Source organism: Psychrobacter piscatorii, from assembly GCF_904846415.1.
Lineage (GTDB): Bacteria > Pseudomonadota > Gammaproteobacteria > Pseudomonadales > Moraxellaceae > Psychrobacter > Psychrobacter piscatorii.
The window spans coordinates 77,951-92,207 of sequence record NZ_CAJHAR010000004.1; the positions used below are offsets into that span (position 1 = coordinate 77,951).

A 14,257-nucleotide genomic window follows, 5' to 3' on the forward strand; every position below is an offset into this window, starting at 1 on the left:
GGGTTAAAAATCCAGTCTACACATACTGTACTTTATGCAAAATTAATCGGGAGCAAATATGATAGATGTCTCTCCAGACCATATAGGGGATCTACTTGATTCAAGGTTTTTACAAGATATAATCGAACACTATTGTGAAGAAGAAGAATTTGAAAGCTTAGATTTTAGTTGTGAGTCAGATGCCCGCTATGCTATAAGGCGATGGATAGGCAATGAACCAAAGTTCTTACCTGAAGAGTCAAAGTACAGCTTTAATATTAATCTTAATAGCAACATGTGGAGTTCAAAGCAACACAAGAAGCTATTTAAGGAAAGTTTAAAGTATGTCCTAACGAAAAAATTAATAGTTTCGGGTGCTCAATTACCGGGTATTGATTTTAATATTAAGGGCGCTCCGAAAGAATTTAATGCTTGGACTGAATCACACGATAAAAACTGGATTTGGACTGAACGACATTGTAAAAATGCGGAAAATGCTCACCATAGATTTCTAATGTTACTTTGGGATGAATGGTTTGATGAGCCTTTTACTCCAGCAGATCTAGATTTATATCGTGAAAGAGTAGACCGTAATTTTATCTCATTCCCATTTAATCCAGATTGCTGGGGTGACGCTGAATATAAGGAAAGTTGAGGTAATCTTTAGACACAGAGATGCATCAATTCTTGTCACCGTTCCGCCCAAAATGGCAGATACAAGCGTGTGGCAGGAATACCTAAAGAGACAATCACAAAAAACCGCCTAGCCAATGCTAAGCGGTTTTTTATGAGTTATAACAGCGTGTTCAATCAAACCTGTTATTTATACTTTTTAATTTCACCACTTTTCACACGAGCGATAAAGGAATTGACTTCTTTTTTCACCACTGGCATCAAGAAGTATAGACCGATGATATTAAAAATAGACATCGCGAAGATGGCTGCATCTGAGAAGTCAATAACAAAGCTGAACTGTATGATGGTACCGATAATGACGAAGATAAGAAAGATGAGTTTATATATTACTTCGCCAACTTTACCTTCACCGAAAAGATACGTCCAAGCTTTTAGACCATAGTATGACCATGAAATCATGGTTGAAAAAGCGAACAATACCACAGCGACGGCTAGAAAGTACTGGAAGATTGGTGCCGTTTCCATAAAGGCCGCACGGGTTAGGTCCACACCAGTGAGCGCTTGCGTTTGTAAGTTTGCTACGGTATTCACGCCAGATATCGTAATAACCAGCGCTGTCATAGTACAAATGATAACGGTATCGATAAATGGTTCTAATAAAGCGACTAACCCTTCAGTAGCAGGCTCATTCGTTTTTACCGCTGAGTGAGCAATAGCGGCTGAACCAATACCTGCTTCGTTAGAGAAGGTCGCACGTTTCAAGCCTTGGATTAACGCCCCAATAAACCCACCAGCTACGCCAGCACCAGTGAAAGCACCCGTGAAGATCTCTCCAAATGCTGCGCCGATATGATTAAAGTTGGCAACCAGTACGATCACACTCATAGTGATATACAACAAAGCCATAAAAGGCACGACTTTTTCAGTAACGGTTGCGATGCGAGGCATACCGCCAAGAATGACTGAACCGACTAAAACAGCTAAGCCAATACCGAAGAATAAACTGTAATCAGCAGGAATACTAAAAGTAGAGCTCATGACCGCAAAGGCTTGGTTACCCTGGAACATGTTACCAGCGCCAAAAGCCGCCAATATACACATGAGTGCGAAACCAACGGCTAAGACCTTACCTAATCCACCCATACCACGTTCAGCCATACCGCGGCTTAGGTAGTACATAGGTCCACCTGAGACCACACCAGAGGGTAGTATCGTACGGTACTTGACACCTAACGTACACTCTACAAACTTGGAAGCCATACCGAACAGACCAACGATGATCATCCAAAAGGTAGCACCAGGTCCACCAATAGCGAGTGCTGCACCCACACCTGCAATATTACCCAGACCAACCGTACCTGATAAAGCAGTGGCTAACGCCTGAAAGTGGCTAACCTCTCCTTCTTCTTTGACAGCGGGATTAGGATCGGTATATTTGCCTCTAACAATATCCAGAGACAACCCTATTTGACGAAATTGAATAAGACCAAAGTAGGCCGTAAATATGAGTGCTGCAACTAATAACCAACCCGCAATAAGCGGAAAGCTTGTCTCGCCGAGTGGCACTGAAAAGAAGATAAGATCGACGAACCATCCAAATGCACTGGACATAAAACTGTCGAGACCTGCACCAAATGCTGCTAGAGCTGACTGCTCAGCCTCTAGACCTGATTCAGCTGCTTGCGAGAGAGTGGCGCTGAATAGTAGCGCCATAGCGATTAACGATTGCTTTTTCATAGACATCCTTGTCATAAAAATCACTTCTAGGTGAATTTTCAAAAATTTTATTAAAATCAATACTAAACAAGCAATTGTTTATTAACAATTCGTACTCTTCTTAGTAATAAATTGTTAACACTGACTATATAACAATAACAATTAATAAACAAAACATTTATAAGCTTTCGTTAGTCAAAAGTCAAATTATCTTTTAAGGCTAACAGTCAAACCCAATCACTCTTATAACAGCTATCAATGTATATCGTCATTATCTTAGAGTGTAGAGAAAGCACTTGGAATATAGACAAAGGACATAGACACCTTCTAAGATGATTTAACAGTCATAACGCAAAAAACCGCCTAGCCAGTGCTAAGCGGTTTTTATCACATGCGTATCTATTCAGACATGCACAGCCCTATATCAGCTATTAGATGCTGAACGCTTTTAAATCCATAAAATCTAATTATTAGAGCGTAAACCCAATCACATTGAGCTTCTTCTCTTCTGCAAACTCAAATAACTTATGAACATGATTTAAATTCTCAAGAAACGTATTCAAACCTTCTTGGCTCTCTGCTTCGTGGTAGCCGATATCGTGTACCAATTTTTTTAAGTCTGTCGCGGCAAATGCTTCGGCAATCTTAGGCACGACTGCCGAATCATATAGTAGTCCATCATGCTGCTCATGTAGAGGCGTGCTGTTGTCTGCCAAAAATAACAGATCGCACAAGGCGTAATGCCCTTCTCCCAACAGCTCAATCAGTTCTTCCGTATAGTGTTCAAAAGACGCTTCTCTGACATCCAAATACTGGTTGTCACGATTTTCTCTTAGCTCATCCAGCGTAATACCGCCATTGAGCATACTTGCTAAATTTTCCTCACGAAGGCTACAAAAGCAAAATGACATAGATGTAGAAATAGACATCGTATTCTCCTTATCTGTTATTAAAATAAAAACCACCTAGCAGCAGCTAAATGGTTCTTTCTTCAGTTCAATGAGATTGTATAAAAGATAGGCCGCAGGTTAAGTAATCAATAGCGAGTATTATGTAAGTAAAACCCACAATCTTGACTGGTTTGCTCCTCTGTCATTTTAGTGCTTTTACTTATACTAAATTTTCACCTATTACAGATTCTTAACCGCATTACACTGAATTATCTGGCCAATTTATCTAGCATGGTAGACAGCCATGCATTGTTATCTGCCATATACGTGTTCCCTCGCGCTAGGATCTCATCAGCCGCTTGCACAGAGTCAGGATGATCAATCATCGCCTCTTGTATATACGTCTGTCCATGCGACACCATATCTACCATACTCTTATTGGTCACTTCAAAATGACATTGCCAGCCAAGCACCCAAGTATCTAGCTCCGCATGTTTTGGTGTTTGATAAATAAACCCTTGATTGGCCCAAGTATGTGAGGTGGCAATGGGCGTCGCGCCTTTGGGGCACTCAAAACCATCACCATGCCAATGAAATACAGTGAATTCATTCCTTGGCAAATCTGCTAGCAGCGGATGCGCAAGCCCCTGTTCAGTCAGTTGAATGGGCAGCCAGCCAACCTCTTTTATGCCCGATGGCGAAACTTTTGCCCCTAAGCTATCTGCAATCAGTTGTGCACCCAAACAAACACCAATCACGGTTTTTCCGTCATTAATACTTTGCTGAATGAAAGATTTTTCATCAGCTAGCCACTGAAAGTCACTTTCATCGTGAATGCTCATTGGCCCGCCCATCACGACTAACCAATCAAAACTGTCTTGCGCGGGCAATGGATCATTCTCATAAAAGCGTGTAACCGTAATACGATGGCCCCGATTATCTGCCCACTGCTTAATGTAACTGAGTTCTTCAAAATCAACATGGTACAGTGCATGGATTCGTATCGTCATCAAATACTCCTTTTATCAAAAAAACAAAAACCGCCTAGCAAACGCTAAGCGGTTTTTTGTTATACAACTCTCAAAAAGAGTCAGTTAATACTTACTGGTTTTTTTCGTACACTGGTAGCTCTTTGCAGATTGCTTCTACTTTACCGCGTACTTCAGCTGCAACCGCTTCATCACCGCGGCTGTCTAGCACGTCACAGATCCAGCCTGCCAAGTCGGCCGCTTGCGCTTCGTTGAAGCCGCGAGTAGTAATGGCTGGTGTACCGATACGAATACCAGAGGTGACAAATGGTGATTTTGGATCGTTTGGCACGGCGTTCTTGTTTACAGTGATATGTGCATCACCAAGCCATTTGTCCGCTTCTTTACCTGTCATTTCTTGCTTCACTAGGCTGATCAGCATGAGATGGTTTTCAGTACCACCAGAGATGATCTCATAGCCGCGCTCTTGGATGACTTTTGCCATGGCTTGTGCGTTTTTCACGACTTGCTGCTGATAGGTTTTAAAGTTGTCTTCTAGCGCTTCTTTAAAGCAAACCGCTTTTGCCGCGATGACGTGCATCAACGGGCCACCTTGGTTGCCTGGGAATACGGCAGAGTTTAGCTTTTTAGCAAGTTTTTCATCACGCGACAAGATCATACCTGAACGCGGGCCACGTAGGGTTTTATGCGTGGTGGTGGTGGCCACATCCGCAAAAGGTATTGGGCTTGGATAGACGCCGCCCGCAACGAGACCAGCAACGTGTGCCATATCAACCAATAGATACGCGCCTACTTCGTCAGCGATGTCACGGAAACGCTGCCAATCGACCACTTGTGAATACGCTGAGAAACCTGCGATGATCATTTTTGGCTTGTGCTCACGCGCTAACGCTTCTACTTGATCATAGTCGATAAGACCGGTGCCATCGACCAATCCATACTGTACAGCATTGTAGTTCAGACCTGAAAAGTTGATGTGTGCGCCATGCGTCAAGTGACCACCTGCGTCTAGGCTCATGCCCAGTACCGTGTCATTGGCCTCTAGCAATGCCAAAAATACAGCAGAGTTTGCTTGGCTGCCTGAATGTGGCTGGACGTTAACGTACTCAGCACCGAACAGCTCTTTTGCACGATCAATGGCCAATTGTTCAATGACATCGACATGCTCACAGCCACCATAATAACGCTTACCAGGATAGCCTTCAGCGTATTTGTTGGTCAAATCAGTGCCTTGCGCTTCCATCACTGCTTGTGAGCAGTAGTTTTCAGAGGCAATCAACTCGATATGATTTTCTTGACGAACGCTTTCTGCGGCCATCGCTTCAGCAAGTACGGGATCAAACTCTTTGATAGAAATATCTTTAAACATAGTAATGTCCTAAGTAGTGACTGTCATTGAAAAATTTCATTGGAAAGAAGCTGATAGCCTGCTCACAACCAAACGACCACTGCGTCAACGTCGCTTGAAGTATGGTGGATACCTCTGCACGCTGTTTTTCTGCAAGCTGTTTTATGGTATGACCATCATTGTGAATTGAGTCTATTAGCAAAAGTTGAAATAAGAATAAACACAGGCAATTGGCTTGCCATTAACTTGACCGATCCGTCAATAAAATCGATATACATTTGCATCGATATCATCGCGAAAGCGTAAGTGTAACATGAAAATTTGTGCGATGAGCGCAAAAAAGCCCACCTTAAGATGAGCAAATTAAATGGCGATATAACACAGATAAATAACGTATGATTTTATATAGAATTAAATCACAGACAGTTATTTATAATTTGAAAAACAGCCATTTTGGGAGGTCTGTTTTTTGCACGATACACTAATTTATATATAAGGCTTTATTAAAACATGATGCTAATAACACAAGGATAATGAACTATTGAATACTGACCAATGGTTTTGATACCCAACCTTCTCCTTTGTCACTCTCCACATGGTAGTAGCCATTTTGCTCAGTACCCATATATATCATGATGTCCTGCTGGGATAAGATAGCGATAGGGCTAGAAGATTTATTGGCCTGCGAGTAAAGCTTAGTGCTTTGTAATTTGCCAGACAATATAGAGCCAGAAATTGGCTTTTCTTTGTTGGTTTGATTGCTCTGGTTATTTTGATTGACTAAGTCTGTAAAACCCATATCTTCACTTAAGTCAGACACAGACTGTTTACTACCCCTAATACTATCGGCCGTTCTACCGATTGAGCTAATGGTACTTTGTGCCTCATAAATACTATCCAAAAAACCAGCGTTTGCATTGATAGAAAAACCAAACATAGCGGTACTAACCGTTAGTAAAACTGCAGATTTTGCAAATATGGATAGCAATGGGTTTTTGACGCTCATAGGAAGTTCCTGATGTTAAGAAAAGTATAGTAATGTTACCAAATTGTATTTATACCATATTCTAAAATTACCAGACAACTGTTAATTTATGAATAAATAACTGTATTTTTATATACTAAGCTTTATTTATAGCATCCGCAGTTATATCGCTCTTATTAGCACCACTGGACAAAAACGCCGGCAAAAAGGTTTCGCTGATAATAATCTTGCGACCATACCAGTCATAGCGCGTTTGCCGTTGCCAGCCCTCGCTCGTCTGTCGCACAAATCGCTGGTTTGGCAGTGTGCGGCGACGTTTAAATAACGCATAACCGATGGGCGTACCTTTTAGCTGCTGCAAGCGTCGCGCATTGCCTTTTAGGCTTGGTAGCGGAAAGATACTTTGCGCACCGACCCATGGCTGCTCGTCATTGCCGTATAACAGTACTTCACGTATCCACGCCAGCAGTGGACGATTTAGCGCTGAGCCTTGTAGACCCAATTGTCGCTTTTGTTGCAGCGTCAACAGCCGATAGCCCTCAAAGCTACGCTCCACTCGTAACGGCTGCCCTGCCTTCTCTTCTAGCATGGCTGTGAGCGAACCTTCGGCATTGAGCCACGATACGAGTTTAGCAGGAGGTAGAGATGTGGTAGGAGTAAGAGAGTTACTGGACATAGTTAACGGCTAATCGTGAAATGTGTAAAGTAAATGCCTGCAGGCTATTATTAATAGTGGACATTAATGATGTATATCAATGAAGCGTATCAAAGGCTGGCATATTGTCTGCGTTAAATGGTAGTGCCTCATGGGCTTGCTTGCGATATTGTGCCATATGCATCCGATCTCTAGCACAAAAATCGCCAATCGCAGGGACAAAACGCGGATCATAAATGCGGTGAAGCGAGTGCGTGGTCGTTGGGATAAAACCACGAACCAACTTATGCTCCCCTTGCGTACCTGGATCAAAGGACGCTAGCCCTTGCTCAATGGCAAACTCAATGCCTTGATAATAGCACAGCTCAAAGTGCAAGCTATCGTATTCACCGAGCGCACCCCAGTATCGACCGTACAAAGTCGCATTATTATCAACATCATTATTAACATCACCATCAATACTGTCGTTGTCGCTATTACTGACAGGTGTGTCATATAAGAACAGGCTACTCGCGATAATCTCTCCATCGGCATCGAGTGCTTGTGCGAGCATAATGTGCTCAGACATACTCGCTGCCAATGCCATAAAAAAGTCTATCGTCAGATAAGGCTGCTGTCCGCGCACCGCATAGGTCATCACGTAACAGTGATAAAAAGCCTTCCAGTCTGCATCGCTGATAGCATCGCCGATTTTTCGCTGGCAGATGATACCTTGCTCAGCCACTTTACGACGCTCCGCACGAATAGTTTTGCGCTTTTTAGCTTTTAACGTCATCAAAAACGCATCAAAATTCGCAAATGGTTGGCTGCTATTGAGCAGGTCTTTGTTTTGCCATAAGAACTGACAGCCTTGACGCTCAAATATCGGCATCTCAATCGGCGCGGACTCTACGCCGCTCTGTTGCGCTGCTATCGCCCGCTCTATATCAATTTCGGTCGGCATAGATGTGGTAGCAATAGAGGCTAGATTAGGAGTGACAAATAGTCCATGCCAACTTGAGGCGCCGACTTGCTGAGCGATATCATCGATACCCGCAATGGCTGTTTTGAAAATATCCTCATTTAAGCGCTCGCCTTTTGCCAACCAAAGGCGCTGACCTGTAATCGGTGTATATGGCACGCTGGTGACCAATCTTGGATAGTAGTCGAGTCCGTAGCGCGCGTACGCTTCTGCCCATGAATGATCAAATACAAACTCACCGCGATGATGGCCTTTTATAAATACTGGCATCACCGCGACTGGTTGCAGTGCGGCATCCTCAGCATCTGCGTTGAAACGATGCACCAAAATAAATATTGGTAGCCACCCTGCCTGCTCTCCAATCGCGCCCGTATCGGCAAGCGCCTGCCAAAAAGCAAATGACATAAAAGGTGTGTCTGGCGTTTGCCAATTGGTCTGGCTCTGCCAACTGGTATCATTAATCAGCGCATACTCTAAACTCATATTTACCGTCACTATATTGTGTATAGATAATCTATCTATTGATGACCTAGCCTAGCAAATTTTTGCTATTTTGCTGTCACAATTTGCAAAGTTTTTTGAATCACAATAAAAAACCACCAATAGTGACATTGGTGGTTTTTAGGATTATGCTTGTTTGGATATCTAGAGCATGACAGAAACCGATGAAACATAGTCGTTATATCGAAAAGATGATATCGCAACAGATGACTGTTAGAATAAGGTCACTACCAGCTTAGTATAATTTGAAACCCTAAGATATGAGCGAAAACAGTATACTTAGTTCATGGTACGTGATTGACATCCTCTCGAATTTATAGTGGATTTATTATAATATACCGTCAGCGACTTGCTTTCTGGCAGTTTTACTGGGCAGTCAACGTACCATCTGAGAATGCCCTTGTAGTGAACATCAGTAAAAGAAAATGTTTTATCAAACTTGAATATCTCTAACTTAAATATTGCTAAGCAGCTACATACGACGTACTTGTTCGAACGATATCATTGAGCATTGCATAGTATCATTGACTCATATTCAACACTATATTTGAGCTTTATTATTAACGACAACTAAAGGAAGAACTAAATAAAATGTCAAAAATTATTTATACAAAAACTGACGAAGCCCCTGCGCTTGCGACACTATCTTTTTTACCTATTGTAGAAGCGTTCACTAAGACCGCAGGTGTCGAAGTTGAAACCAGTGACATCTCTGTTGCGGCACGTATATTAGCTGAATTCCCTGAGTACTTGACCGAAGAGCAGCGTGTTCCTGACAACCTAGCTGAGCTTGGTCGCCTGACTCAAGACCCAAACACCAACATCATCAAACTGCCAAATATCAGTGCCTCTGTCCAGCAGTTAAAAGCCGCTATCAAAGAGTTACAAGGTAAAGGCTATGCCATTCCTAACTTCCCAGAAGATCCACAAACGGATGAAGAAAAAGAGCTACGTAAGCGCTATGGTAAAAGCTTAGGCAGTGCCGTCAACCCAGTACTACGTGAAGGTAACTCAGATCGCCGCGCACCAAAAGCCGTCAAAAACTATGCTCGCAAACATCCACACTCAATGGGTGAATGGAAGCAATGGTCAAGCACGCATGTATCACACATGCATGGCGGCGATTTCTACGATGGCGAGCAATCTATGACGTTAGATAAAGCTCGTACCGTGCGTATGGACTTGCTACTTGACGATGGTACCCAAAAAGTATTAAAACCTAAAATTGCGTTGCTTGATAAAGAAGTCATCGATCTGATGGTCATGAGCAAACAAGCCTTGCTTGAATTCTATGAGCAAGAGATGGAAGATTGCCGCGAAGCTGGTATCTTGTTCTCATTGCATGTAAAAGCCACCATGATGAAGGTTTCACACCCTATCGTATTTGGTCATGCGGTTCGAATTTACTATAAAGAAGCATTTGAAAAACATGGCGAACTCTTTGATGAGCTTGGCATCAACGTCAACAATGGTATGGCTGATCTATACGACAAGATTGAAACGCTACCAACTTCAACGCGCGAAGAAATTGAGCGCGATCTGCATGCTTGTCAAGAGCATCGCCCGCGTCTGGCCATGGTTGATTCTGCCAAAGGCATCACCAACTTCCATTCACCAAGTGATGTCATCGTTGATGCCTCTATGCCAGCGATGATTCGTTCAGGTGGTAAAATGTGGGGCGCTGATGGCAAAATGTATGACTGTAAAGCGGTCATGCCAGAGTCTACCTTTGCTCGTATTTACCAAGAAATGATTAACTTCTGCAAATGGCATGGTAACTTTGACCCAAAAACAATGGGCACAGTACCAAACGTCGGCCTAATGGCACAAAAAGCGGAAGAGTACGGCTCACACGATAAGACTTTTGAATCGAGTGATGCTGGTATTGCTCGTATCGTCGACGTGGATACCGATGAAGTATTGCTCGAAAAGCGTGTTGAAAAAGGTGATATCTGGCGCATGTGTCAGGTTAAAGATGAGCCTATCCAAGATTGGGTGAAGCTTGCTGTACGCCGTGCACGTGAATCAAATACGCCTGTTATCTTCTGGCTTGACCCATATCGTCCACATGAGAACGAGCTCATCAAAAAAGTTAAAATGTATCTAAAAGATCATGATACTGACGGTTTACACATCGAAATCATGTCTCAGGTTCGCGCCATGCGTTATACCTTAGAGCGTGTCGCTCGCGGCCTTGATACGATCTCTGCGACTGGTAACATCTTACGTGATTACCTCACTGACTTGTTCCCAATCCTAGAGCTAGGCACGAGTGCCAAGATGCTATCGGTTGTACCGCTCATGAAAGGCGGCGGTTTGTTTGAGACAGGTGCTGGTGGTTCTGCACCAAAGCATGTCGAGCAGCTAACTGAAGAGAACCATCTACGTTGGGATTCACTCGGTGAGTTCTTGGCCTTGAATGTCTCCTTGGAGCATTTGGCAAGCAACGACAACAATGCTAAAGCTCAAATCTTGGCGGACACACTAGATACAGCGACAGAAAAACTGCTGCTGAATGACAAGTCGCCATCACGCAAAACAGGTGAGCTCGACAACCGTGGCAGTCATTTCTATTTAGCGCTATATTGGGCTGAAGAGCTGGCCGCGCAAGATCAAGATAGTGAGTTAAAAGCACAGTTCACGCCATTTGCACAAAAGCTTGCAGAAAACGAAGACGCGATTGTCAAAGAACTTAACGACGCTCAAGGCAAGCCAGTAGACATCAAAGGCTACTACTATGCTGATGAAGAATTGGCTAAAAAAGCCATGCGTCCAAGCGCTTTGTTTAACGAAGCCTTGGCATCGCTATAAGCAATTGCTCTTGAACCATTAATCCTAATTGCTCTGGTTTGTATACCTAGATCGATTAGGTAAGTTTAAGTCTTAGCAAACAAAACACCTCAGCCGTCTTAGCACGTTGAGGTGTTTTTTTGTGCCTATCTCAAAATGATAATAAACAACTTGCCTCTATCTATTCATTTCAAATGCATAAAAAAACCACCTACATCAGTAAGTGGCCTTGAATAAATATAATAGAGTTTAACGCTCTTGGCATTAATGCGATTACGCATCCATGTGCTTGATAATGGCTTTACCAAACTCAGAAGTACTGAGCAAAATAGCATCTGGCATCAGACGCTCAAAGTCATAAGTGACCGTCTTATTGGCGATCGCGCCTTGGATACCACTGATGACGAGATCCGCGGCCTCACACCAACCCATATCACGCAGCATCATCTCCGCAGACAATATCAATGAGCCTGGGTTTACTTTATTCTGACCAGCATACTTAGGCGCAGTACCGTGCGTCGCTTCATAGACAGCGATTGCCCCGCCTTTGTTAGCACCTGGGGCAATACCGATGCCGCCTACTTCCGCTGCTAGCGCGTCAGAGATATAGTCACCGTTTAGGTTGAGTGTTGCCACTACGGAGTAATCTGCCGGACGCATCAGAATTTGCTGCAAGAACGCATCAGCGATCACATCTTTGATGATGATGTCATTACCGGTTTTGGGATTTTTCATCGTCATCCATGGACCGCCATCTAATGGCTCAGCATCAAAACGCTCTGCTGCCAGCTCGTATCCCCAATCTTTAAATGCGCCTTCCGTAAATTTCATGATATTGCCTTTATGCACGAGGGTCACGTTTGGCAAGTCATTATCGATAGCATGCTGAATGGCTTTACGTACTAGGCGCTGCGAGCCTTCTTTTGAGACAGGCTTGATACCGATGCCGCAGTCTTCAGGGAAGCGAATGCTGGTCACACCCATCTCCTCTCTTAAGAAATTGATGACTTTTTTGGCATCATCACTGCCGGCCTTCCACTCGATACCTGTATAGATATCTTCTGTGTTTTCACGAAAGATCACCATATTGGTCAGCTCAGGATGCTGTACTGGGCTTGGCACGCCTTCAAACCAGCGTACTGGGCGCTGACAGACATACAGATCAAGGTTTTGACGTACAGCCACATTCAACGAACTAAAGCCACCGCCCACTGGCGTGGTCAACGGTCCCTTGATACTGATGACGTAGTCTTTTAAAATCTCTAATGTCTCACTTGGTAAATATTCACCGTCATATATTTTGGCTGCTTTTTCGCCCAAGTAAGCTTCCATCCAGATAATTGATTTTTTACCGTGGTAGGCTTTATCGACCGCCGCATCGACCACTTTTATCATGACAGGTGTGATATCCACCCCAATGCCGTCGCCTTCAATGAACGGGATAATCGGATGATTGGGTACATTTAGCGACAAATCAGCATTTACGGTTACTTTTTCGCCGTCTCTTGGTACGATGACCTTATCATATGACATGGATAAAACTCCTTAGTGGTAGTTATACGTCGCAAGCGAACTGAACACTTTGTTATGATAGCTTTTCTATTATAATGGTCGCGCTCTAGACGCTTATTGGCTAAACAAAGTCTGATGTGTGAGACACTTACGGCATTGGATTGAACGATGCTAAAAAACAGCTTCAAATTAAAAGCGTACGAATTGATGCAAATATAAACTAAAACTGTGTATAGAAACTGCTCATTATTAAATTCAGTGTTATTGGCTAAATTAATAAGAAATATCACATATACATTTTATATATTATTAATAAAATATAGCATCTATAACACTGTAATCTTTGAAGAGTTATAATATATTTTCTTAGCAATAGTAGTAAAATAAAGGGCTGAACAGTCATTTTATCTTGTAGATGATAGGTTTATTACTATCAAAAATATAAATACCACTACAAAAATATGGATTTAGAGTAACAGCAAACTTACGCGGTTGCTGTCCTACTTTTGTAGCAAAATACATCGCACAGCGTACGTCAAACACGATACCTCTGTTCTTATTCTTCATTACTGACTTTGCTTGATCAAACATGCGCCAAGACTGCTAATCACTCATTTACCTTCAGGAAATATCACTTTATGCCGACTTCTAGTCTCATCTTGTTCAATAAGCCTTATGGGGTGCAAAGTCAGTTCAGAGACGATAGCAACAATAACCACGCCACCCTATCGCAGTACTTTACTGATAAGTCTTTGCGAGTTGCTGGTAGGCTTGATGCAACGTCCGAAGGGCTCCTTATTTTGACCGATGATGGCCGAGTCAACAAAGCGATTACCCATCCGCCAAAAGCCAATGCTGGACGTAAGCAAGGTAAGACTTATTTGGTACAGGTTGAGGGCATTCCTACTGCTGAGCAACTTGGTCAGCTTAAACGTGGCGTGACTCTCAAAGATGGCAAAACCCTGCCTGCTGAAGTCAAGCACGTGAGTGAAGATAAGCTACCCATGACGCTCTGGCAGCGTAATCCGCCGATACGTGAGCGTAAAAGCGTACCGGACTCATGGTTGATGCTGACAATTTATGAAGGCAAAAATCGTCAAGTCAGACGCATGACCGCGCATGTTGGTCTGCCCTGCCTACGTTTGATACGCTGGTCGGTGGCAGGGTTTGAATTGGGTGACATAGTAGTTGGCGAATTTGTGCGTATTCACTTAACTAGTGATCACTATCAGCAATTGGGTATTAGCTATTAGTTTGTCACGTCTAAACGCTTAGCTACCGACATATATTTTCAT

The 14,257-nt window shown here is 43.1% G+C and carries 11 protein-coding genes; 3 read left to right on the top strand and 8 right to left on the bottom strand.

What is annotated here, in order from left to right; translation table 11 throughout:
• Nucleotides 1–58: 58 nt before the first annotated feature.
• Complete coding sequence (locus tag JMX83_RS02875; RefSeq protein ID WP_201598914.1) at nt 59–634, top strand: hypothetical protein; 576 nt, start codon at nt 59–61, stop codon at nt 632–634.
• A gap of 164 nt (nt 635–798) precedes the next feature.
• On the opposite strand, the gene JMX83_RS02880 is transcribed toward JMX83_RS02875, so the two are convergent.
• From JMX83_RS02880 to JMX83_RS02910, 7 genes are all read right to left on the bottom strand, one after another.
• Nucleotides 799–2,352 carry an alanine/glycine:cation symporter family protein gene (locus tag JMX83_RS02880; protein ID WP_201598915.1) on the bottom strand — a complete coding sequence of 518 codons (1,554 nt, stop codon included), beginning with the start codon at nt 2,350–2,352 and terminating at the stop codon, nt 799–801.
• 449 nt (nt 2,353–2,801) lie between these two features.
• Complete coding sequence (locus JMX83_RS02885) at nt 2,802–3,260, bottom strand: hypothetical protein (RefSeq protein WP_201598916.1); 459 nt, start codon at nt 3,258–3,260, stop codon at nt 2,802–2,804.
• A gap of 230 nt (nt 3,261–3,490) precedes the next feature.
• Nucleotides 3,491–4,231 (bottom strand): type 1 glutamine amidotransferase, encoded by a 741-nt coding sequence (locus JMX83_RS02890; protein WP_201598917.1) that lies wholly within the window; start codon nt 4,229–4,231, stop codon nt 3,491–3,493.
• A 91-nt stretch (nt 4,232–4,322) separates the two neighbouring features.
• The gene (glyA, locus tag JMX83_RS02895; protein WP_201598918.1) at nt 4,323–5,579 is read right to left on the bottom strand and encodes a serine hydroxymethyltransferase; all 1,257 of its coding nucleotides are present in this window, start codon (nt 5,577–5,579) and stop codon (nt 4,323–4,325) included.
• Between the two features lie 517 nt (nt 5,580–6,096).
• A complete protein-coding gene (locus tag JMX83_RS02900) occupies nt 6,097–6,564 on the bottom strand; it encodes an SH3 domain-containing protein (RefSeq protein ID WP_201598919.1) in 468 nt (155 codons plus the stop codon).
• Between the two features lie 115 nt (nt 6,565–6,679).
• On the bottom strand, nt 6,680–7,219 hold the full coding sequence (locus JMX83_RS02905; RefSeq protein ID WP_201598920.1) for a chorismate--pyruvate lyase family protein: 540 nt from the start codon (nt 7,217–7,219) through the stop codon (nt 6,680–6,682).
• 76 nt (nt 7,220–7,295) lie between these two features.
• Nucleotides 7,296–8,642: a GNAT family N-acetyltransferase gene (locus JMX83_RS02910; protein WP_201598921.1), complete on the bottom strand. Its 1,347-nt coding sequence runs from the start codon at nt 8,640–8,642 to the stop codon at nt 7,296–7,298.
• 609 nt (nt 8,643–9,251) lie between these two features.
• Here JMX83_RS02910 and JMX83_RS02915 point away from each other — a divergent pair.
• On the top strand, nt 9,252–11,471 hold the full coding sequence (locus JMX83_RS02915) for an NADP-dependent isocitrate dehydrogenase (RefSeq protein ID WP_201598923.1): 2,220 nt from the start codon (nt 9,252–9,254) through the stop codon (nt 11,469–11,471).
• Between the two features lie 252 nt (nt 11,472–11,723).
• Here JMX83_RS02915 and icd read toward each other — a convergent pair whose 3' ends face one another.
• Complete coding sequence (gene icd, locus JMX83_RS02920) at nt 11,724–12,983, bottom strand: NADP-dependent isocitrate dehydrogenase (RefSeq protein ID WP_201598925.1); 1,260 nt, start codon at nt 12,981–12,983, stop codon at nt 11,724–11,726.
• 617 nt (nt 12,984–13,600) lie between these two features.
• Here icd and JMX83_RS02925 point away from each other — a divergent pair.
• Nucleotides 13,601–14,215: a pseudouridine synthase gene (locus JMX83_RS02925; RefSeq protein WP_201598927.1), complete on the top strand. Its 615-nt coding sequence runs from the start codon at nt 13,601–13,603 to the stop codon at nt 14,213–14,215.
• Nucleotides 14,216–14,257 lie beyond the last annotated feature (42 nt).